Here is a 20,863-nt window from a genome sequence, read left to right as displayed (position 1 = left end):
GCCGAGCCCGCGAGGCTGCGTTCGGCTGCGCAGCAGTCGTAAAGCCAGGCGATGGGCGCGGCCAGACAAACGGCGTTACCGGATTGCGAGGACTTCGTCCTCGAACGCAGCCTCGCAGGCTCGGCAGCTGCTACAAACCCACCTGCAGAAACAAAAAAGCCCGCATCAATGCAGGCTTTGTTTCAAATCCATCCAGGGTCAGAAGCGGAACACTTCCATATCCGTACGAACAGGCGCGGCCATCGGGATCTTCGGCTGCTTCTCCTGTTCTACTGCAGGCGCCGCCGGCTTGGCCGCCGGTTTGCGCGGGACTTCGGCGATCGGCGGCTGATTGGCCAGTGGCTTGAGTGCCACAGACAATTGCTCGGCCAGGCGTTGCAGCAACACGCCCTGCGCCTGGACCTGAGCCGCCGTACTACCGGCATGCTGTTCCTGCAAATGGATGATGCGGTTGTCGCGGACCTGCCCGCGACGGTCGATCAGGCGCCATTGCGCATCGAGGATCGCCGGTTGTTTTTCACCCGAATCCAGGCGTGTGATGGTCAGCAGCACCTGAACATCCGGGGTGAAACCCACTGTAGCCGGGGCCAGTACTACGCGCTGGCTGTCCAGGTGACCTGCGACCTGACGGAGCAACAGTTGATCGATATCCGACGAAAGGCTGCCAGCCCAACGACCGTCGGTCGAGGCTTGCAGGCTGCCATCCGGCTGACGCTGCAACAGGGTTTCGCGTTGCAGGTAGTCGGCCACGGTGACCGGCCCCAACAATACCGCCATGCCCGCGTTCTGTGCAGGCTGAGCCGGACTTCCAGCGTCCAGCTGATACAGCGACACCGGTTGGTGAACGCTGCAGCCCGCCAGGCCAAGAATGCCGGCGAGCATAAGAATAAAAGGAAGGCGCAGAGCAGTCATCGTCCCATCCAGGTGATCGCTAAAAGGCTGATCACAGTGAAAATACTCAACAAATATGAAGAACGCGCGGCAGTGCCGGCGCTTGAAAGGCCATATCATCCGTGAATATGCGTTCCGACTCCAGCGCAAAGCGCCGAACTACGGGTTAAATCGTAGATCGGCGCTTCTAAGTCACCTAATTGGGGTTTTCGACGAGCAGCGCATCTACCCGCTGGAAACCACGCGGCAATTTATTGCCACGACGGCCACGTTCACCCTTGTAGTGTTCGAGGTCGTCCGCTTTCAGCGACAAGGTACGTTTCCCGGCCTGCAACACCAGTGTTGCACCGTCCGGCAATACGGCGATGTCCGTCACAAACTCTTCGCGACTGGCGACTCGCTCACCGGGAATCCCGATGATCTTGTTGCCTTTGCCTTTACCTAATTGTGGCAGGTCGCTGATTTTAAAGATCAGCAGGCGACCTTCGGTAGTCACCGACGCCAACCAGTTCTGTTCACGATCGGCCACCGGGCGCGGCAGCATCACCTTGGCGTTGTTCGGCAGGCTCAACAGGGCCTTGCCCGCCTTGTTCTTGGCCTGCAGGTCTTCACCCTTGACCACGAAACCGTAGCCGGCGTCGGAGGCGATCACGTACAGCGCATCGTCTTCCGGCATCAGCACGCATTCGAAACTCGCTCCCGGTGGCGGCGTCAGGCGACCGGTCAGCGGTTCGCCCTGGCCACGGGCCGACGGCAAGGTGTGGGCGGCCACCGAATAACTGCGGCCGGTGGAGTCGATAAACACGGCAAACTGGTTGGAACGCCCGGCGGCCAGCGCCTTGAAACCGTCCCCGGCCTTGTAGGAAAGCCCGGTGGCATCGATCTCGTGGCCTTTGGCGGAACGAATCCAGCCTTTTTCCGACAGCACGACCGTCACTTTCTCGTTCGGCAGCAGATCGTGCTCGGTCAGGGCTTTGGCTTCGGCACGCTCGACAATAGGCGACCGGCGGTCATCACCGTAGGTTTCAGCGTCCTTGATCAGTTCGCTGCGCACCAGTTTTTTCAACTTGGCTTCGCTGCTCAGCAGGGCTTGCAGCTTGGCTTGTTCCTTGAGCAGTTCATCCTGCTCGGCACGCAGCTTCATCTCTTCCAGTCGCGCCAACTGACGCAGACGGGTGTCGAGGATGTAGTCAGCCTGGATTTCGCTCAGGGCGAAGCGTTCGATCAGCCTGGCCCGTGGCTGCTCCTCGGTACGGATGATGTGGATCACTTCATCCAGGTTGAGGTAGGCAATCAACAAACCGTCCAACAGGTGCAGGCGACGCTCAACCTTGTCGAGGCGAAATTGCAGGCGACGACGTACGGTCTGCACCCGGAATTCCAGCCATTCAACCAGCAACGCGCGCAGGTTTTTCAGCTGCGGCTTGCCGTCCAGGCCGATGATGTTGATGTTGACCCGGTAGCTCGACTCCAGCTCGGTGCTGGCGAACAGGTGCTGCATCAAGGCATCGTGGTCGAAGTTCTTCCGCGCCCCCGGAATGATCACGATCCTGCACGGGTTTTCGTGGTCGGACTCATCACGCAGGTCGGCAATTTGCGGGGCCTTGGACGGCTTGGCCTGCATCATTGCGGCGATTTGCTCCAGCACCTTGGCACCCGAGACCTGGTGCGGCAGCGCGGTGACGATGATGTCGCCGTCTTCGATGTGATACACGGCGCGCATGCGCACCGAACCGCGACCGGTTTCGTAGATTTTCAGCAGGTCGGCGCGCGGGGTGATGATTTCCGCTTCGGTCGGGTAGTCCGGGCCCTGGATGTGTTCGCAGAGCTGTTCGACCGTGGCCTTGGGCTCATCGAGCAAACGCACGCAGGCCGTGGCCACTTCGCGCAGGTTGTGCGGCGGCACGTCGGTGGCCATGCCCACGGCGATGCCAGTGGTGCCGTTGAGCAGAATGTTCGGCAAACGCGCCGGCAAGACCAGCGGCTCGTCCAGCGTGCCGTCGAAGTTCGGGCCCCAGTCTGCCGTGCCCTGGCCCAGCTCGCTGAGCAGCACTTCGGAATAACGCGACAGCCGCGCTTCGGTGTAACGCATGGCGGCGAAGGACTTGGGATCATCCGGCGCACCCCAGTTGCCCTGGCCGTCGACCAGCGTGTAGCGATAGCTGAACGGCTGGGCCATCAGCACCATGGCTTCGTAGCAAGCCGAGTCGCCGTGGGGGTGGAACTTACCGAGCACGTCACCGACGGTACGCGCCGACTTCTTGTGCTTGGAATCGGCGTCCAGCCCCAGCTCGCTCATGGCGTAGACGATACGCCGCTGTACCGGTTTCAGACCGTCGCCGATATGCGGCAAGGCACGGTCCATGATCACGTACATGGAGTAGTTGAGGTAGGCATTTTCGGTGAAGTCAGCCAGTGACCGGCGTTCTACACCGTCCAGGCTGAGATCAAGGGAGTCGCTCATGCGGGCCTCATCGGTTCGTTGTCTGGCGCAGCAGCATGGTGCCACCGCGCTGGGTAAATTCAAGTTTGTTCAGTGCGCTCATGCCGAGCAACACCTGATCGCCATGCAGTCCCGGCGCCACCAATGCACGCACGTCATGTAGCACGATGTCGCCCAGTTGCAGGCGTTCGATACGAGTGCGATAGCCCTGGCTCAAGCCATTGGCCGTGCTCAGGGTCACGCCGAATCCTTCTTCGAGTTTCAAACGCCTGGCCAGATCCGCCGGGATCGACACATCGGTCGCCCCGGTATCGAGCATGAAGTCCACCGTCTGGCCGTTGATCTGGCCACTGGCGACAAAATGCCCCTGGGCATTGCTGACCAGTTTCACCTCAATGAAACCTTCGCCCTGCTGCGAGCTGACCACCACATTCGGATTTTGCTGTCGCGCTTCCCATTGGCCAAAAAACCGCGTGGCCAGAAACAGCGCGGCACACCAGGCCAGTACCATAAACACCCGACCGATGCGCTGACCCGGCGTTTGTCGGCTCATGGCTTGGCACTCCAGCCACCTTCCGGTGCAGCGAAGCGCCAGACCACCGGACGCACTTCGCCATCGGCACGGGCGCCAAAATTGTTGTCAACACCAATCCAGGCACCATCGGCATCCACGATCAACGCTTCTTCCAGCCCATAGTTCTGTGGATAACGACGGTTTTCCTGCAGCAACTCGGCGGCGTACGACCAGCAGCGCTCGACCTTGGCTGTCTGCGGATCCCGGCGGCAAATCTGGTAGGCGTTGCGTTCAAGGGTGAACAGCTTGCCGTTGAACAGCGACAGGTCAGAGAAGTCCCGCGGGGCAGCTTTGGCATGGGGAAACTGCTCGGGCTGCATTTCCATGCCTGCCTCGCTCAGCAGCACGCAGCCACCGTCGCAATCCCACAACGTCTGTTTGCGCTTGATCATTAGCAGTCCGCGGCCTTGACGCTCGGCGGCGAGCCACATCTGATCACCCGCCGGATTGATCGCCAGCCCTTCGAACAGCGCGTTGAATTGCAACAGCAGGCCACTGGCCCGCGCCTCGCGAACCAGCATCGGCGAGATTTTCAACCAGGAGGCAGGCCCCGTTGGTGGCACTTGCAAGACAGCGGCATGGCCTTCACTGACCACATAACGATTACCGGCGCTGTCGCAGGTGATGCCTTCGAAGTCCAGATTACCGCCACGCACGAACGAAGCCCCCCAAACGCGAGACTTCAGCCCCCAGGGCAAACTGCTGTCCGGCACCGGCGGTACGTCAATGTGCACCGTTTCCGCCTGCCAGGCAGATTCACTGGTATCGAGGCGGTAGATCTGATCATCGTCGCGGTCGGAAACCGCCCACAAATCTTTGCCGCACTGTGCCAGCCCGGACAGGTTGCCGCCGCGCATGCCGTCGACGACATGCTCGGACAACAGGCGCAGCTGTGGCGCCGGCTCGGCGGATACCGTGATCGACGTCAGCAGCAACCCACAGGCCAGGGCAAAGCCCAAGCGCATCAGCCCAGAACCTCGGCCAGGTTGCCCTTGGACTCCAGCCAGTTCTTGCGGTCACCGGCGCGTTTCTTCGCCAGCAGCATGTCCATGATTTCCGAGGTTGCTTCGAAATCGTCCAGGGTCAGTTGCACCAGGCGTCGGGTGTTCGGGTCCATGGTGGTTTCACGCAACTGCGGCGGGTTCATTTCACCCAGCCCCTTGAATCGAGTAACCTGCGGCTTGCCACGCTTCTTCTCGGCCACCAGACGATCAAGAATGCCATCGCGTTCGGCTTCGTCCAGAGCGTAGTAAATCTCCTTGCCCAGGTCGATGCGGTACAGCGGGGGCATGGCGACATAGACATGACCGGCATCCACCAACGGGCGGAAATGCTGGACGAACAAGGCGCAGAGCAGGGTCGCAATGTGCAGACCGTCGGAGTCGGCGTCGGCGAGGATGCAGATCTTGCCGTAGCGCAGCTGGCTCATGTCCGCCGCGCCCGGATCGACGCCAATGGCCACGGCGATGTTGTGCACTTCCTGGCTGGCCAGCACTTCGCTGCCGTCGACTTCCCAGGTGTTGAGGATCTTGCCGCGCAACGGCAGGATCGCCTGGAACTCTTTATCCCGTGCCTGCTTGGCCGAGCCGCCGGCGGAATCACCTTCCACCAGGAACAACTCGGAACGCATCGGATCCTGTCCGGCGCAGTCGGCCAGCTTGCCCGGCAGCGCCGGACCCTGGGTAATGCGCTTGCGCTCGACCTTTTTGCTGGCCTTGAGACGACGGCCGGCGTTGTTGATTGCCAATTCCGCCAGCAGCATGCCGGTTTCCGGGTGGGCATTGAGCCACAGGCTGAACGCATCCTTGACCACACCGGAGACGAACGCCGCCGCCTCACGGGACGACAGGCGCTCCTTGGTCTGGCCGGAGAACTGCGGCTCCTGCATCTTCATCGACAACACGAAGGCAATGCGTTCCCAGACGTCTTCCGGCGCCAGTTTCACACCGCGCGGCAACAGGCTGCGGAATTCGCAGAACTCGCGCATGGCGTCGAGCAGGCCTTGGCGCAAGCCGTTGACGTGGGTGCCGCCCTGGGCGGTCGGGATCAGGTTGACATAGCTTTCCTGCACCGCGTCGCCACCTTCCGGCAGCCACAGCAGTGCCCAATCCACCGCTTCTTTATTACCGGCCAGGCTGCCGCAGAACGGCTCGTCCGGCAGGCGCTCGAATTCGCTGACCGCATCCACCAGGTAGGAACGCAGGCCGTCTTCATAATGCCATTCGACTTTCTCGCCGGTGGCCTTGTCTTCAAAGCTGACCAGCAGCCCCGGGCACAACACGGCCTTGGCCTTGAGCACGTGCTTGAGGCGGCTGATGGAGAATTTCGGGGAGTCGAAGTATTTCGGATCCGGCGCGAAGAACACGCTGGTGCCGGTGTTGCGCTTGCCGACTGTGCCGACGATTTCCAGCTCGGTGGCCTTATAGCCATCCTTGAAGGTCATCTGGTATTCGTTGCCGTCACGCTTGACCCGCACCCGCACTTCGGTGGACAAGGCGTTGACCACGGATATACCCACCCCGTGCAGACCGCCGGAGAACTGGTAGTTCTTGTTGGAAAACTTGCCACCGGCATGAAGCTTGGTAAGGATCAGTTCGACGCCCGACACGCCTTCTTCGGGGTGAATGTCCACCGGCATGCCACGGCCGTCATCGCTGACTTCCAGGGAATGGTCGGCATGCAGGATTACCTGCACCGATTTGGCATGCCCGGCCAAGGCTTCGTCGACACTGTTGTCGATGACTTCCTGGGCAAGGTGGTTCGGCCGACTGGTGTCGGTGTACATGCCGGGGCGTTTGCGCACCGGGTCGAGGCCCGAGAGGACTTCGATGGCGTCTGCGTTATAAGAGCTAGCGCTGGGAGTGGCCATGGGGTCTCGTCGTCAGTGTTCGGTGAAAAAAAGTGTTCGGAAAAAAAGAAATCCATGAAAGCAGGCATTGCATCAAAGCGATGTGAAATCAATCGCCTGATACAAATCGGCGCCAATGCCGGCAAAACTCAACAAGGCTGGCAGTTGCGTGGCAAACCCCTGAAAACTGTGGTCGCCGCCAGCCTGGATACGCAGGGCACATGCCCGGTAATACTGCTGGGCGAGGCGATAGTCCAGCGTTTCGTCAGCCGTCTGCAACCACACCTGATAACGCTGCGGATCCTGGGGCGCCGGCACTTCCAGCTCGGCCAGGGCCGTCACGTGGTCGGGGGTCAACTCCCAGGTCTCTTCGGTATACAGGTTTTTCTGCGTTCCCAGATAGCCGTCGAACATCCGGTGCGGGCTGACGGCAGGGTTGATCAACAGGGCTTTCAAGCCATGGCGCTCGGCCAGGTGAGTGGCATAGTAGCCGCCGAGTGAGCTGCCGACCAGCAGCGGCCGCCCCAGCTCGGCAATCGCCTGCTCCAGTTGCGCGATAGCCTGGCGCGGGTGATGGTGCAACGCCGGAACTCGCAAGTGTTCGCTCACGCCCAGTCGCTCCATCACGTTGATCAACTGGCAGGCCTTCTTCGACAACGGCGAGCTGTTGAGGCCGTGGATATAAAGGATCGAACCGGACATTTGAGCTCCCTGGACGTCGGCTAAAGAGACGGAGTTTACAGGGACTCTGGGGAATCGGGGATATCCGCGAAATTCAAGGCGTCTGTGTAGACGACTTCGCGAGCAAGCCCGCTCCCACAGGGGATTGGCGTCGGTCACAAATCCCCTGTGGGAGCGGGCTTGCTCGCGAAGGCCGCGCCTCGGTCTACCTGAAAAATGAACAGTCAGTAGCCGTTGGAGCCGTAATCCACAGTGAAATCGAACCCGGTGACCCGCTCCACCCCGGTTTCCAGCCGCCCGTCGGGCAACAACCGCAACCAGCGATAGCCCGGCGCCTGCTCTCCGACCTTGAAGTCCTCGCTATCGGGCTCGAACTGGATGCAGGTGGACGGCGAAGCGATCAGACGCACATCCTTACGTAATTGATCGATTTCCTGGTGTACATGCCCCCACAGCACGGCACGCACCTGTGGAAAACGATCCAGCACTTCAAAAAACGCCTCGGGATTGCGCAGACCGATAGGCTCCATCCACGCGCAACCGATCGAAACCGGGTGATGGTGGAAGCACACCAGATGATGACGCTCCGGCGCTTCACTCAAGGAGCGGGCGAGCAGCTGCAACTGTTCGTCCTGCAAATACCCCGGCACCGAGCCCGGCACGGCCGAATCGAGCATCGTGACCCGCCAGTTACCGATATCCACCACCGGTTCGAGCAAAGCACTCTGCACCGCTGCCTCGGCCATGACCTGCGGTTCATCGTGATTGCCGGGAATCCAGCGCGCCGGCGCATCCAACTGGCGCGTCATGTCGCGAAATTGCTGGTACGACGCAAGCGTCCCGTCCTGGGACAGGTCACCCGTGGCCAGGATCAAGTCAATCTGCGGCTGTTGCGCGCTCACCAGCTCGATGACTTTTTGCAGGCTGTCGCGGGTGTTCATGCCCAACAGCGTGCCGTCCGCTTCGGCAAACAGGTGGCTGTCGGAGAGTTGCACCAGCAACGCCGGATCGGCGGTAGTCAATATGGATACGCTCGGCAAGGCGTTCTCCCAGGGCGTGATCGCGGGGATGGGTAAGTGCCGCAATTATGCTGGGGGACGGTCGAAAGGGGAAACCGTTGAACCTGACGCAGTTCACAACTGCGTTGTTCAATTAACGGACGACTTCGTACTCATGCCCCAACGCCAGGCAATGGCTCAGCCATTCGCCCAGAAACATGTTCAGCTGGGCCTTTTCGTCCGGCTGGTGCATTGAGGCGTTCGGGTAAGGATAGATGCCGCGAAAGCGTCGCGCATGTTCGGCGCTGACTACTTCGGCCATGCGTGCGTCGTGGTAGACCTGCACTTCCAGTTGCGGCACCGGCAGCCACGGCAGGCTGTGTTCCTGACGCACTTGCAGGGTCGTGGTGTAAGGACAGGTCAGCAGCACTTCCAGGGCCAGCACGCCGAGCATCTGGTCGCCATGGGTCACGGCGATGCGCCGGGCGGCGGGCTCGCTGCGCATGTCCGGCAGCAGTCGCATCAGGCGCGCGTAGTTCGCCTCGCAGGACGCTTGCAGCCCCACCAGGTCCACCCGATACCGATCGCGCAGCTTGTTTACGACCATAGCCCCCTCACTTCAACGCGGTTCAAAGCCAGCCATTGCAAGGCAATGATGCTCGCCGCGTTGGCAATACGCCCGTCGCGCACGGCTTGCAGGGCATCGTCGAAAGCCCAGACCGTGACGCGGATATCTTCTGCCTCTTCCTCCAGCCCATGCAGGCCGCCAACCCCGGTTGTGTCGCAACGCCCCAGGTAAAGATGCACGAATTCGTTGCTGCCGCCCGGCGATGGAAAGTATTTGAGCATCGGCCAGAGCGCCCCGATTTCCAGCCCAGCTTCCTCCTGCGCCTCGCGGTGAGCAACTGCTTCCGGTACTTCATCCTTATCGATCAGACCAGCGACCAGTTCGATCAGCCACGGGTTGTCGGTCTTGCCCATGGCACCGACGCGAAACTGCTCGATCAGCACTACTTCATCGCGCTGCGGATCGTAGGGCAGCATGCAGACCGCGTCATGGCGAACGAACACTTCACGATTGATCTCGCGGCTCATGCCCCCGGCGAACAATTCGTGGCGCAAGTGCACGCGTTCGAGTTTGTAGAAGCCCTCGTAGCACTTTTCGCGCCGCACGATATCAACGGCGGTCGGAATGGCGTTGGCAAAATCCGTCATGACAATCCTCTTTTACTGCAAATCCTGTTCGAGGCTCCTTTTTTCCTGGGCCTCGACTTCGCGCCATCCTAACGCGCCCGTGACATTTGATGCAGCCCCTTTCCCGTCAGCGGGATGGACGGTGAAGGCGAAACCCACTCTAATTAGCTTAGTGGCGAACTGACTGCTTTGTTGAGAGTCGAAGCCGGTAACTTTTTGCCTTCCCCTGTTTCAGAAAGGACGCTCATGTCGCTTTTCAAAATCGCCTCCGTGGCCGCTATCGCCCTGACCCTGGGCGCTTGCGCGAGCCTGTTCCAGCCCAATTACCGGACGCCGCTGGAAACCACCCGCGATGCCTCCGAGCAGCTCAAGCCCGGTTGCAGCAACCCGGATTGCCCGCTGGTCAACATCGATACCGTGCACTTCCCGGCCGAGCCTGCACTGGACGGCATCATCGAAAAACGCCTGCTGCAAATGACCCGTACCTCGCCCGACGCCCCGGTGGCCCCGACCCTGGCGGCCTATCGCGAAGAGTTTTTGCGCACCGCCGGCCCGCGCAACAGCAGCTATCTGCAAGCAAAGGTACGTGAGCAGCATGACGGCTTGGTGATCGTCGAATTGTCCAGTTACCTGGACACCGGCGGTGCCCATGGCACGCCAGGTCGAGGTTTTATCAACTACTCGCGCCAGCAGCATAAAGTGCTGACGCTGTCGGACATGCTGGTGCCGGGGCAGGAAGAAGCGTTCTGGAAAGCCGCACAGGTGGCGCACAACAGCTGGCTGATCAGCACCAAGCTCGATCAGGAACCGGAGTTCGTGAAGAGCTGGCCGTTCCAGAAAACCCGGAACGTGGCACTGACCTACGGCGGGGTGATCCTCAAGTACGAAACCAGCAGCATTGCGCCTTACGCGCTGGGCCATGTCGAACTGAAGATCCCCTACCCTCGCCTGAACGGCATCATTAAGCCCGAGCTGTTTCCCGGCCGTAACTGAAGGCCCGACCCAGCACCAGCTGCAGCAGCCCTGCCAGGACCAGCGCCGGCAGGGTTGCACCAACGTCCGGATACAGGTTGGCGAGCAGATGGTAAGTGCTGATCCCACCCAGCCAGGCCAGCAGCGCCGGCCAGCGCAGTGCGGCCGAGGCCACCTTTCCACTGCGCTTGCGCAGGATGAAGTGATCCACCAGCACCACGCCGAACAACGGTGCAAACACCGAACCGATCAGCAGCAGGAAGTTCTGGTACTGGGCCAACGGCGCCAGCAGGGCAATCAGCGTGCAGATGACGCCGATAGCCAGGGCCAGGTGTTCGACTTTGGCGCGCAACAGAATCCCGCTGGACACCGCCGCCGAGTGAATATCGGCAAAGGCGTTTTCCGATTCATCCAGAAGAATCAGCAGCAGCGGAATCCCCAGGCCGGCACCGGCCAGCGCCAGCAGCAAGGCATTGACTTCACCGCTCGGCGCGAACGCCAGGGTGTAGGCCACGCCCAGGCTCATCAGCCAGAAATTACCGATGAAGAAACCGATGGCGGTGCCACCGAAAACGTTTTTCGCCCGCTTGCCGAAGCGCGAATAGTCGGCGATCAGCGGCAACCACGAGAGCGGCATGGCAATGGCGATGTCGAAACCCACGGCGAACGGCATCGAACCGTCACCGGCCTGGGCCCACAACGCGGCCAGGTCAGCCTTGGCGAACAGGTTCCAGGTCAGCCAGGTGCACGCGGCCAGCAACAGCCAGATGCCCCATTTGCGCAGGATCTGCCGGACGAACGTCAATGGACCGCTAACGGCCAGCAGGGTCGCCAGTGCGCCGAAGAACAGTGTCCACAACACTGGATTGGACAGCAGGCTGCCGTCACTGAACGCCTTCGCACCCAACAGGCTGGCGGCATCGCGCATGACGATGATTTCGAACGAACCCCAGCCGATCAGTTGCAGCAGGTTCAGCACCGCCGGCAGGCTCGCGCCTTTCGTGCCGAGGCTGAGCTTGAGCGCGGCCATCGACGACAGGCCGGTGTCACTGCCAATCACCCCGACCGCCGCCAGCAGTAGTACGCCGACCAGCGTACCGAGAAAAATCGCCAGCAACGAACCCGACAGGCCCAGGCCCGGCGCGAGCAATGCGCCGGTCTGCAGGACCATCAGGCCGATGCCGAGGGAAAACCACAGGGAAAACAGGTCACGACCGCCGAACACACGTTTGTCGGTCGGCACCGCGATATCGGGGGAGTAAGTGCTGGGTTGAATGCTCAAAGGTGTTATCTCAGAGGGACATTTGTTGTTGTGTTAACCACCCTTTGTGGCGAGGGAGCTTGCTCCCGTTGGTCTGCGAAGCAGACCCAAAACCAGTCACCGCATTCTGACAGTCAGGTTGCAATGACCGATTTTACGACTGCTTCGCAGCCGAGCGGGAGCAAGCTCCCTCGCCACAAGGGTAAGCGGCGCACCTGAGTGCGCCAGTCAGATCAAACTTTCTGGTACAGCTGACTGCCTTCCTGCTTGAAGCGCTCGGCCTGTTCGGCCATGCCTTGAGCGATGTCCACGTCGACCGCTTCGATCCGTTGGTTGGCCGCGTATTCGCGGACTTCCTGGGTGATCTTCATCGAGCAGAATTTCGGCCCGCACATCGAGCAGAAGTGCGCGACCTTGGCCGAATCCTTCGGCAGGGTTTCATCGTGATACGAACGGGCGGTGTCCGGATCGAGGCCCAGGTTGAACTGGTCTTCCCAACGGAATTCGAAGCGCGCCTTGCTCAAGGCATTGTCGCGAATCTGTGCACCCGGGTGACCCTTCGCCAGATCGGCGGCATGCGCGGCGATCTTGTAGGTGATGATCCCGGTCTTCACGTCATCCTTGTTCGGCAGGCCCAGGTGTTCTTTTGGCGTCACGTAGCAGAGCATGGCGCAACCGAACCAGCCGATCATCGCCGCACCTATGCCGGAGGTGATGTGGTCATAGCCCGGCGCGATGTCGGTGGTCAGCGGGCCGAGGGTGTAGAACGGCGCCTCGTCGCAGCATTCGAGCTGCTTATCCATGTTCTCCTTGATCAACTGCATCGGCACGTGACCCGGGCCTTCGATCATGGTTTGCACGTCGTGCTTCCAGGCGATTTTGGTCAGCTCGCCAAGGGTTTCCAGTTCGCCGAACTGCGCTTCGTCGTTGGCGTCGGCAATCGAGCCCGGACGCAGGCCATCGCCCAGCGAGAAGCTGACGTCGTAGGCCTTCATGATTTCGCAGATCTCTTCGAAATGCGTGTAGGTGAAGTTCTCTTTGTGGTGCGCCAGGCACCATTTGGCCATGATCGAACCGCCACGGGACACGATGCCTGTCACGCGCTTGGCGGTCATTGGCACGTAGCGCAACAACACACCGGCGTGGATAGTGAAGTAGTCGACACCCTGCTCGGCCTGCTCGATCAGCGTGTCACGGAACAATTCCCAGGTCAGGTCTTCGGCGACGCCGCCGACTTTTTCCAAGGCCTGATAGATCGGTACGGTACCGATCGGCACCGGCGAGTTGCGGATGATCCACTCACGGGTTTCGTGAATATGCTTGCCGGTGGACAGGTCCATGATGTTGTCCGCCCCCCAACGAATACCCCAGGTCAGTTTCGCCACTTCTTCTTCGATGGACGAACCCAAGGCACTGTTGCCGATGTTGCCGTTGATCTTCACCAGGAAGTTACGGCCGATGATCATCGGTTCCAGTTCGGTGTGGTTGATGTTGGCCGGAATGATCGCGCGGCCGCGGGCGATTTCTTCACGGACAAATTCGGGGGTGATGATTTTCGGTACGCTGGCGCCGAAGCTGTGGCCGGCGTGCTGCTGGTCAAGCAGACCTGCCGCACGGGCAACTTCAAGCTTCATGTTTTCGCGGATGGCGACGAATTCCATCTCGGGTGTGATGATGCCTTTACGCGCGTAGTGCATCTGGCTGACGTTGGCGCCCGGCTTGGCGCGGCGCGGGTTGTTGACGTGAGCGAAACGCAGCTTGGTCAGCTCCGGATCGGCGAGGCGTTCGCGACCGAAGTTGGAGCTTAGGCCACTAAGGCGCTCGGTATCGCCACGGGCTTCGATCCAGGGCGAGCGCACATCGGCCAGACCTTTACGCACATCGATGATGACATTGGGGTCGGTGTACGGGCCCGAGGTGTCATAGACCACTACCGGTGCGTTGACCTCGCCACCGAAGTCGGTCGGTGTCACGTCGAGGCTGATTTCGCGCATCGGCACGAGGATGTCCGGGCGGGAGCCCTGAACATAGATTTTTTGCGAGCGGGTAAACGGCTGAACCGATTGCTGATCGACCTTGGCCGAGTCACTCAGGTTGGTGGCGATTTTTGCTTTTGTAGTCATCACGGGCTCTCCAGACACACATCCAGGCAGTGGATTTTTTGTCGGAGCGAACCTGTAAACGAATGGACGCACGGGCGCTGGGAAAACCAGCTGTGCTGTGCTCAGTGCTCGAGGGGTGTTCGATTGTCGAACAACATCCCGGACGAAGCACAAGAGGACTCGCCGGGTGACGAGAAATCTTGTTCCCTACGCAGGCGCTAACCTGATCAGGTTCAACGGGATCCGAAATTATTCGATCTCAGCCTCATAGCAAGGCACCCCGACAAGAACCCGGCCAGTCTAGACACAACTGGCAAAGAACGCCAACCCCGCTGCAAACACCATGATGAATGGCGCAATTACAAGCAGTACCAGGATTGTTGCCGCCTGAATGCACAACTACACTCGCTACGCTGAGCCATGCATTGACGCTGTCAAAGCAGCGCCTTAGCCTTGGCGCTCAAATTACCTGTGTAATATCAATTCTAGGGATCGTCTATGCTGCGCAAACTCTCACTGGCCCTTGCCGTGTCTTGTGCGTCAAATGGAATGGCCTGGGCAGCAGAAGCGCCCTTATCGACCAAGACGGATCTGGTCAGTGTCTATCAGGAAGCCGTGGACAATAACGCCGATCTGGCGGCCGCCATTGCCCAATACGGTGCACAGAAAGAAGTCGTTCCCCAGGCTCGCGCCGGCTTGCTGCCAAACCTTTCGGGCGGTGCCGATATTGCCGAGGTGCGTACGTCGCTCGATCAACCGTCGAGCACGACGAACCGCGATGCTCATTCGTACCAGGCCACCCTGGCGCAACCCTTGTTCCGCGCCGATCGCTGGTTCCAGTTCCAGGCCGCCAAGGATGTAAACGAACAGGCCGCCCTGCAACTCTCGGCGACCGAGCAAAACCTGATCCTGCAAACCGCCAACAGCTATTTCAACGTGCTGCGCAGCCAGGACAATCTGGCGTCGACGAAGGCCGAAGAAGCCGCGTTCAAACGCCAGCTCGATCAATCCAAGGAGCGTTTCGATGTCGGCCTCTCGGACAAGACCGACGTATTGAACTCACAAGCCAGCTATGACACTGCCCGCGCCAACCGGATCGTCGCGCAACGCCAGGTGGATGACGCCTTCGAAGCCCTGATCACCCTGACTAACCGTCAGTACAAATCGATCCAGGGCATCAGCCATAAATTGCCGATCCTGCCGCCGGCACCGAACGATGCCAAAGCCTGGGTCGAAACGGCCGCCCGGCAGAACCTCAATCTGTTGGCGAGCAACTACGCCGTCAGCGCCGCCGAGCAAACCCTCAAGCAACGCAAGTCCGGTCACTTGCCAACGGTTGACGCGGTTGCCAAGTACGAGAAAGGCGACAACGATGCACTGGGCTTCAGCAACCCGAACAACCTGTCCCAGCCCTATGGCGGTAACGTCGCGCAAACGACCGTCGGCCTGCAACTGAACATTCCGATCTACAGCGGCGGCCTGATCAGCTCCCAGGTACGTCAATCGTATTCACAGCTGGACCAGACCGAGCAGCAGCGCGAGGCCCTGCGTCGGCAGATCGTGGAAAACACCCGCGACCTGCACCGTGCGGTGAACACCGATGTCGAGCAGGTGCAAGCGCGCAAGCAGTCGATCATCTCCAACCAGAGCGCGGTGGAAGCGACGGAAATCGGTTACCAGGTGGGTACACGCAACATCGTCGACGTACTGGATGCGCAGCGCCAGCTGTACACCTCGGTACGCGACTACAACAACACCCGCTACGACTACATCCTCGACAACCTGCGCCTGAAGCAGCAGGCCGGCACGTTGAACCCGGGGGATTTGCAGGACCTGGCCCGCTGGCTCAAGCCCGACTACAACCCGGACAAGGACTTCCTGCCACCGGACCTGGCCGAGGCGGCAGCCGAGCAACTCAAGTCTCGTCCTTAAGGCAATTGCAGGTGGCGAGGGAGCTTGCTCCCGCTCGACTGCGAAGCAGTCGTAAACTCTGCGGGCTCAGTGTTTCAGGAGAAACGCGGTTGCAGGTTTTGGGGCTGCTTCGCAGCCCAGCGGGAGCAAGCTCCCTCGCCACAATGTCTCAGTGACGGGGTCAAGCCCGGCCGATCAACCGCCCCAACCCATCCAGCAACCGCTGCAACGCCCCCTGATTGGCGCGCATCACTTTCAACCCGGCCTCTGCCATGCGCTGTGCATCACGCGGCAGCTCGAACAGCCGCTGCACCGCCACTGCCAGCCCTTCGGCATCCTCCACTTCCTGCAACGCCCCGGCACTGCGCAACTGCGCGGCGATTTCGAGGAAGTTGAAAAGATGCGGCCCACTGAGCACCGGTTTGGCCAGGGCCGCCGGCTCCAGCAGGTTATGCCCGCCGTTCGGCACCAGGCTGCCGCCGACGAATGCACTGTCAGCCAGGGCGTAGAGAAACAGCAATTCGCCCATGGTGTCGCCAAGCAGCACAGAAATATTCGCGCTGACCGCATCGCCGCTGGAACGCCGGACCGTGGCAAACCCTTGCTGCTGGCACAACCCGTACACCGAATTGAAGCGTTCCGGATGCCGCGGCACCAGAATCAGCAAGGCATCGGGGTGACTGGCCAACAACTGACGATGAGCCGCCAGCACCACCTCGTCTTCGCCGTCATGGGTACTGGCAGCGATCCACACCGGTCGTTCCTGCGCTTGCCATTGCCCGCGCAGCTCAACGGCGCGCCGGAACAGTTGCGGATCGATGGTCAGGTCGAACTTGATCGACCCGGTCACTTCGACCGTCTCCGAACGCGCACCCAGCTCAAGGAAGCGCTTGGCTTCGGCTTCTGTCTGCACCGCGAACAGGCTCATCTCGGCCAGCATCGGCCGGGTCAGCTCGCGGAACCGGCCGTAGCCCTTGGCCGAACGCTCGGACAGTCGCGCATTGGCCAGCGCCACGGGAATCCCGCGTTTGGCACATTGATGGATATGGTTGGGCCACAGCTCGGTTTCCATGATCACCGCCAGTTTCGGCTGGACCCGATCGAGGAAGCGCCGGGCGGCGCACGGCAAATCGTAAGGCAGATAGCAGTGCTGGATGCGCGGCTCATTGGCAAACAGGGCCAGGATGCGCTCCGAACCGGTCGGCGTCATGCAGGTCACGGTGATCGGCAGATTCGGGTAGCGCGCCAGCAAGGCACGGATCATCGGCGCGGCCGCAATGCTCTCGCCCACCGACACGGCGTGCACCCAGATGCCGCCCGGTTTCATCGCCGGCATCCCACAGGAGAAGCGCTCGCCGATGCGCCTGGCATACGCCGGCGCCTTGCGCGCGCGCAGCCAAAGCCGAATCGCTACCAATGGCAGCCCCAGATAAAACAGCGCGGTGTATAGAGTTCTATTCATGGCGGCGGAGTTTATCGGCTTTTTTCGCCAATCGTCTGCAAGTGCACGGCAAAACGTTCGGCGAGCCAGCGCGCGGCCGGACCGAGCGGCTCGTCCCGGCGCCATACCAGTTCCACCACCAGGGCTGGCGGGGTCCATTCGCTGACCAGTTCGACCATCTGGTTCTGATAGGTCGGGTATTGCACCACGTGGCGTGGCAACCAGGCCCAGCCGAGGCCGCGCACCAGCCATTCGGCCATCACATAGAAGCTGTCGGCGCGCCAGACCTGCGGGCTGGCGGGATCACTGCCGGGATAAATGCTCGACTCCGTGGACATCAGCAACTGCCGATGTTGCGCCAATTGTTGGCCATCCACTGCGACTTTGCCCGCCAACGGATGATCCTTGCCGCACACCGTGACCATTTCCACGCTGCCCAGTACCCGCCGCTCAAGTGCCTCGGGAATCTGATCGTGAAAGAACAGCAACCCCAGATCGGCGCGCCGCTCCACCAGCTTGCGCGCGACATCACCCTGGGCAGCGCTGGTCAGTTGCACTTCAAGGCTGGGGAATTTTTCCGCCAGGGCCTCGAAGCTTTCGATGATCGGCTGATAAGGCATCGCTTCGTCCTGCGCCACACGCAGTCGTGCCTCCTGACCGCGCATCATCGCCAACGCCCGGCCGTTGAGTCGTTCGCACTGGCGCAATACTTCCCGCGCTTCGTCCAGCAAAGCGGTGCCAGCTTCGGTGAGTTTCGGCTGACGGCCGCTGCTGCGGTCGAACAGGCTGACGCCCAGGTCTTCCTCCAGCAACGCTATCGAACTGCTGACCGCCGACTGCGCCTTGCGCTGATCCCGCGCCACGGCAGAAAACGATCGCTGCTCCGCTACGCTGACAAACAACCGCAACTGCTCCAGATTCCATTGCATGCTCATGGCTCAACCCATCTTCCAAACAGATAGGTAATGACTTTACCGCATCTGGCGAATCACTAGAATGCCGACCTCAGAGAGCAACACTTCACACGAGGATTGAACCATGACCGCTTACTACTACCTGGCCATAGCCATCTGCGCCGAAGTGATTGCCACTGTTTCGATGAAAGCCGTCAAGGGCCTCAGCACCCCGCTGCCACTAGTGCTGGTCATCCTCGGCTACGGGATTGCCTTCTGGATGCTGACCCTGGTGGTGCGCAGCGTTCCGGTGGGTGTGGCGTACGCCGTGTGGGCCGGCATGGGGATCGTGATGGTCAGCGTTGCAGCATTGTTTATCTATGGGCAGAAGCTGGACGTGCCGGCGATGATGGGGATGGCGTTGATTGTGTTGGGCGTCGTAGTCATCCAGCTCTTCTCCAAAACCGCCGGGCACTAAGCCCGAAGTGAGGTCCATTGTGGGAGCGGGCTTGCTCGCGAATGCACTCTGTCAGTCGCACATGAATTGACTGATCCACCGCTTTCGCGAGCAAGCCCGCTCCCACAGGTTCTGCGTTCACCTCTCCCCTGCACTTCGAGTCTGTATACTGCGCCCTCGTCTTGAACACAGAGGTCGCTGCATGCCATCCGTTATTTCCACCGACGTTCTGATTGTCGGCGCTGGTGTCGCCGGCCTCTGGCTGAATGCGCGCCTGCGTCGCCAGGGTTTTTCGACCGTACTGGTGGAAAACGCCAGCCTCGGCGGTGGGCAGAGCGTGAAGTCCCAGGGCATCATCCACGGCGGCGCCAAATACGCGCTGCATGGCGCCCTGACTGGCGCCTCGGAAGCCATCGCCGACATGCCGCGCCGCTGGCGCGAAGCCTTGGCCGGTAACGGCGAACTGGACCTGTCCGGGGTGCGCCTGCTGTCCGAAGCCCATTACCTGTGGTCCCCCGGCACCCTCGCCGGCAACCTCACCAGTTTCTTTGCCAGCAAAGCCGTGCGTGGTCGCGTCGATCAGGTCAAGGGCGAGCAATTGCCGCCCGCCCTGCAAGACAGACGCTTCAAGGGCAAGGTCTATCGCCTGGCGGAACTGGTGGTCGACGTGCCGAGCCTGATCCAGCGCCTGGCCGTTCTGGCGGAAGACGGTTTGCTCGCCGGGCAGAAAATCGAGCCGTTGCTCGAAGATGGCGTGCTGGTCGGCCTGAGGGTGGATGAGCGCGAAATCCGCGCCCAACGCATCGTCCTGAGCGCCGGTGCCGGGACAGCAGCATTGCTGGAAGCGCTGGGCCTGAGCCAGCCCGCCATGCAGCGTCGCCCGTTGCACATGATCATTGCCAAGGGCCCGAGTCTTAAACCGCTATACGCCCACTGCCTGGGTGGCGGCACCAAGCCGCGTATTACCGTGACCACGCACCCGGCGGCGGATGGCCAATGGGTCTGGTACCTGGGCGGTGATATCGCGGAATCTGAAGGCGTGACCCGCGAGCCCGCCGAGCAAATCGCCACCGCACAGAAAGAACTCGGCCAATTGTTGCCCTGGATCGACCTGAGCACGGTGCAATGGGCGACCTTGCGCGTGGATCGCGCCGAACCGCTGCAATCAGGCCTGACGCGCCCCGACAACGCCTTTGTTGCCGAGGAAGGCCGCCTGCTGGTGGGCTGGCCGACCAAACTCGCCCTGGCACCGGACTTCGCTGACCGGGTCATTGCCAGCCTGACCCGCGACGGCATCCAGCCAAGCCACCCGGCAGCGCTGCCTGCACTGCCGAAGCCGCCGATGGGCGTACCTGCCTGGGAGCAACTGCTGCCATGAACCAAGCGACCCTGCACGACCTGCACCGCCCGCTGGGCAGCACCGGCCTGCTGGTTTCACCCCTGGGCCTGGGCACGGTGAAACTGGGCCGCGACCAAGGGGTGAAGTACCCCAACGGCTTCCGGATTCCCGATGACGATGAAGCGCGCATGCTGCTCAAGCTCGCCCGCGAACTGGGCATCAACCTGATCGATACCGCACCGGCCTATGGTCGCAGCGAAGAACGTCTCGGCCAATTACTGCGTGGCCAGCGTCAGGAGTGGGTGATTGTCAGCAAGGTGGGCGAAGAATTTGCCGATGGCCAGTCCCGTCACGATTTCAGCGCCGCCCACACACGTATGTCGGTGGAACGAAGCCTGCAACGACTGGAAACGGACTTTATCGACCTGGTGCTGGTGCATTCCGACGGTAACGACCTGGCGATCCTCAATGACAGCGAAGTCTACGCCACCCTCGCCGAGCTCAAGGCCGAAGGCAAGATTCGTGGCTTCGGCTTTTCCGGCAAAACCGTCGAAGGCGGTTTGAAGGCGCTGGAGCAAGGTGACTGCGCGATGGTCACCTACAATCTGAACGAGCAAAACGAGAAGGCCGTCATTGACTATGCTGCTGCACACGGCAAAGCCATTCTGGTCAAAAAAGCCCTCGCCAGTGGTCATGCATGCCTGAGTCCGGGCATCGATCCGGTGCGCGCCAGCTTCGAGCTTTTGTTTGAACATCCGGGTGTTGCCAGTGCTATTGTCGGGACCATCAACCCGCTGCACCTCGCCCACAATGTCGCGACCGTTGCCCAGGTCCTACGTAGCCACTGATGCCGCCCAC

General features: G+C 61.1%; 18 protein-coding genes and 1 riboswitch. Of the genes, 5 read left to right on the top strand and 13 right to left on the bottom strand.

Features of this window, described 5'->3' with window-relative positions; all coding sequences use genetic code 11:
* Positions 1-198: 198 nt before the first annotated feature.
* The 9 genes from PMI28_RS03380 to PMI28_RS03420 form a co-directional block, all read right to left on the bottom strand.
* The gene (locus PMI28_RS03380) at positions 199-912 is read right to left on the bottom strand and encodes a PqiC family protein (RefSeq protein ID WP_007991563.1); all 714 of its coding nucleotides are present in this window, start codon (positions 910-912) and stop codon (positions 199-201) included.
* A 175-nt stretch (positions 913-1,087) separates the two neighbouring features.
* Positions 1,088-3,355 (bottom strand): DNA topoisomerase IV subunit A, encoded by a 2,268-nt coding sequence (parC, locus tag PMI28_RS03385; RefSeq protein WP_007991562.1) that lies wholly within the window; start codon positions 3,353-3,355, stop codon positions 1,088-1,090.
* Positions 3,356-3,362: 7 nt separating this feature from the next.
* A complete protein-coding gene (locus tag PMI28_RS03390; protein WP_007991560.1) occupies positions 3,363-3,887 on the bottom strand; it encodes a retropepsin-like aspartic protease family protein in 525 nt (174 codons plus the stop codon).
* The gene (locus tag PMI28_RS03395; RefSeq protein WP_007991559.1) at positions 3,884-4,873 is read right to left on the bottom strand and encodes an esterase-like activity of phytase family protein; all 990 of its coding nucleotides are present in this window, start codon (positions 4,871-4,873) and stop codon (positions 3,884-3,886) included. The genes PMI28_RS03390 and PMI28_RS03395 overlap by 4 nt, the downstream gene beginning before the upstream one ends.
* Positions 4,873-6,777, bottom strand: a complete 1,905-nt coding sequence (gene parE, locus PMI28_RS03400; RefSeq protein ID WP_007991557.1) for a DNA topoisomerase IV subunit B — start codon at positions 6,775-6,777, stop codon at positions 4,873-4,875. Before parE ends, PMI28_RS03395 begins: the two co-directional genes overlap by 1 nt.
* Before the next feature lie 72 nt (positions 6,778-6,849).
* Positions 6,850-7,458 carry a YqiA/YcfP family alpha/beta fold hydrolase gene (locus PMI28_RS03405; RefSeq protein WP_007991554.1) on the bottom strand — a complete coding sequence of 203 codons (609 nt, stop codon included), beginning with the start codon at positions 7,456-7,458 and terminating at the stop codon, positions 6,850-6,852.
* A gap of 203 nt (positions 7,459-7,661) precedes the next feature.
* Positions 7,662-8,477: a 3',5'-cyclic-AMP phosphodiesterase gene (gene cpdA / locus PMI28_RS03410; protein WP_007991552.1), complete on the bottom strand. Its 816-nt coding sequence runs from the start codon at positions 8,475-8,477 to the stop codon at positions 7,662-7,664.
* Positions 8,478-8,589: 112 nt separating this feature from the next.
* Positions 8,590-9,042 carry a DUF1249 domain-containing protein gene (locus tag PMI28_RS03415; RefSeq protein ID WP_007977461.1) on the bottom strand — a complete coding sequence of 151 codons (453 nt, stop codon included), beginning with the start codon at positions 9,040-9,042 and terminating at the stop codon, positions 8,590-8,592.
* The gene (locus PMI28_RS03420; RefSeq protein WP_007991550.1) at positions 9,033-9,650 is read right to left on the bottom strand and encodes an NUDIX domain-containing protein; all 618 of its coding nucleotides are present in this window, start codon (positions 9,648-9,650) and stop codon (positions 9,033-9,035) included. Before PMI28_RS03420 ends, PMI28_RS03415 begins: the two co-directional genes overlap by 10 nt.
* 225 nt (positions 9,651-9,875) lie before the next feature.
* On the opposite strand from PMI28_RS03420, the gene PMI28_RS03425 reads away from it, so the two are divergent.
* Positions 9,876-10,622 (top strand): RsiV family protein, encoded by a 747-nt coding sequence (locus PMI28_RS03425; protein WP_007991549.1) that lies wholly within the window; start codon positions 9,876-9,878, stop codon positions 10,620-10,622.
* On the opposite strand, the gene cytX is transcribed toward PMI28_RS03425, so the two are convergent.
* Complete coding sequence (gene cytX / locus PMI28_RS03430) at positions 10,591-11,883, bottom strand: putative hydroxymethylpyrimidine transporter CytX (RefSeq protein WP_007991547.1); 1,293 nt, start codon at positions 11,881-11,883, stop codon at positions 10,591-10,593. The two genes, PMI28_RS03425 and cytX, sit on opposite strands and share 32 nt — an antisense overlap.
* A 212-nt stretch (positions 11,884-12,095) precedes the next feature.
* The gene (gene thiC, locus PMI28_RS03435) at positions 12,096-13,985 is read right to left on the bottom strand and encodes a phosphomethylpyrimidine synthase ThiC (protein WP_007991545.1); all 1,890 of its coding nucleotides are present in this window, start codon (positions 13,983-13,985) and stop codon (positions 12,096-12,098) included.
* 166 nt (positions 13,986-14,151) lie between these two features.
* Positions 14,152-14,257, bottom strand: a riboswitch (TPP riboswitch).
* A 205-nt stretch (positions 14,258-14,462) separates the two neighbouring features.
* Here thiC and PMI28_RS03440 point away from each other — a divergent pair.
* The gene (locus PMI28_RS03440; RefSeq protein WP_007991543.1) at positions 14,463-15,896 is read left to right on the top strand and encodes a TolC family outer membrane protein; all 1,434 of its coding nucleotides are present in this window, start codon (positions 14,463-14,465) and stop codon (positions 15,894-15,896) included.
* A gap of 160 nt (positions 15,897-16,056) precedes the next feature.
* Here PMI28_RS03440 and waaA read toward each other — a convergent pair whose 3' ends face one another.
* Both waaA and PMI28_RS03450 read right to left on the bottom strand, forming a co-directional pair.
* Positions 16,057-17,337, bottom strand: a complete 1,281-nt coding sequence (waaA, locus tag PMI28_RS03445) for a lipid IV(A) 3-deoxy-D-manno-octulosonic acid transferase (RefSeq protein ID WP_007991541.1) — start codon at positions 17,335-17,337, stop codon at positions 16,057-16,059.
* A gap of 11 nt (positions 17,338-17,348) precedes the next feature.
* A complete protein-coding gene (locus tag PMI28_RS03450) occupies positions 17,349-18,251 on the bottom strand; it encodes a LysR family transcriptional regulator (protein ID WP_081501470.1) in 903 nt (300 codons plus the stop codon).
* 103 nt (positions 18,252-18,354) lie between these two features.
* Here PMI28_RS03450 and PMI28_RS03455 point away from each other — a divergent pair, with 103 nt between their 5' ends.
* From PMI28_RS03455 to PMI28_RS03465, 3 genes are all read left to right on the top strand, one after another.
* Positions 18,355-18,687, top strand: coding sequence for a DMT family transporter (locus PMI28_RS03455; protein ID WP_007991536.1), 333 nt, complete (start codon positions 18,355-18,357; stop codon positions 18,685-18,687).
* Positions 18,688-18,868: 181 nt separating this feature from the next.
* Positions 18,869-20,044 (top strand): NAD(P)/FAD-dependent oxidoreductase, encoded by a 1,176-nt coding sequence (locus tag PMI28_RS03460; RefSeq protein ID WP_007991534.1) that lies wholly within the window; start codon positions 18,869-18,871, stop codon positions 20,042-20,044.
* Positions 20,041-20,853 carry an aldo/keto reductase gene (locus PMI28_RS03465; protein WP_007991532.1) on the top strand — a complete coding sequence of 271 codons (813 nt, stop codon included), beginning with the start codon at positions 20,041-20,043 and terminating at the stop codon, positions 20,851-20,853. Before PMI28_RS03460 ends, PMI28_RS03465 begins: the two co-directional genes overlap by 4 nt.
* Positions 20,854-20,863 lie beyond the last annotated feature (10 nt).

The organism is Pseudomonas sp. GM48 (assembly GCF_000282335.1).
Classification (GTDB): domain Bacteria; phylum Pseudomonadota; class Gammaproteobacteria; order Pseudomonadales; family Pseudomonadaceae; genus Aquipseudomonas.
The sequence above is the reverse complement of the archived record's forward strand: the minus strand, read 5'-3'. Positions and strand labels throughout refer to the sequence as shown.

What these genes read in the sequence shown, in the direction of transcription:
- PMI28_RS03455 (WP_007991536.1), top strand. Translation starts at nt 18,355, where the DNA reads ATGACCGCTTACTACTACCTGGCCATAGCCATCTGCGCCGAAGTGATT.
- PMI28_RS03440 (WP_007991543.1), top strand. Translation starts at nt 14,463, where the DNA reads ATGCTGCGCAAACTCTCACTGGCCCTTGCCGTGTCTTGTGCGTCAAAT.
- parC (WP_007991562.1), bottom strand. Translation starts at nt 3,355, where the DNA reads ATGAGCGACTCCCTTGATCTCAGCCTGGACGGTGTAGAACGCCGGTCA.
- parE (WP_007991557.1), bottom strand. Translation starts at nt 6,777, where the DNA reads ATGGCCACTCCCAGCGCTAGCTCTTATAACGCAGACGCCATCGAAGTC.
- PMI28_RS03395 (WP_007991559.1), bottom strand. Translation starts at nt 4,873, where the DNA reads ATGCGCTTGGGCTTTGCCCTGGCCTGTGGGTTGCTGCTGACGTCGATC.
- PMI28_RS03390 (WP_007991560.1), bottom strand. Translation starts at nt 3,887, where the DNA reads ATGAGCCGACAAACGCCGGGTCAGCGCATCGGTCGGGTGTTTATGGTA.
- PMI28_RS03420 (WP_007991550.1), bottom strand. Translation starts at nt 9,650, where the DNA reads ATGACGGATTTTGCCAACGCCATTCCGACCGCCGTTGATATCGTGCGG.
- PMI28_RS03405 (WP_007991554.1), bottom strand. Translation starts at nt 7,458, where the DNA reads ATGTCCGGTTCGATCCTTTATATCCACGGCCTCAACAGCTCGCCGTTG.
- PMI28_RS03380 (WP_007991563.1), bottom strand. Translation starts at nt 912, where the DNA reads ATGACTGCTCTGCGCCTTCCTTTTATTCTTATGCTCGCCGGCATTCTT.
- PMI28_RS03450 (WP_081501470.1), bottom strand. Translation starts at nt 18,251, where the DNA reads ATGAGCATGCAATGGAATCTGGAGCAGTTGCGGTTGTTTGTCAGCGTA.
- PMI28_RS03460 (WP_007991534.1), top strand. Translation starts at nt 18,869, where the DNA reads ATGCCATCCGTTATTTCCACCGACGTTCTGATTGTCGGCGCTGGTGTC.
- waaA (WP_007991541.1), bottom strand. Translation starts at nt 17,337, where the DNA reads ATGAATAGAACTCTATACACCGCGCTGTTTTATCTGGGGCTGCCATTG.
- PMI28_RS03465 (WP_007991532.1), top strand. Translation starts at nt 20,041, where the DNA reads ATGAACCAAGCGACCCTGCACGACCTGCACCGCCCGCTGGGCAGCACC.
- PMI28_RS03425 (WP_007991549.1), top strand. Translation starts at nt 9,876, where the DNA reads ATGTCGCTTTTCAAAATCGCCTCCGTGGCCGCTATCGCCCTGACCCTG.
- thiC (WP_007991545.1), bottom strand. Translation starts at nt 13,985, where the DNA reads ATGACTACAAAAGCAAAAATCGCCACCAACCTGAGTGACTCGGCCAAG.
- PMI28_RS03415 (WP_007977461.1), bottom strand. Translation starts at nt 9,042, where the DNA reads ATGGTCGTAAACAAGCTGCGCGATCGGTATCGGGTGGACCTGGTGGGG.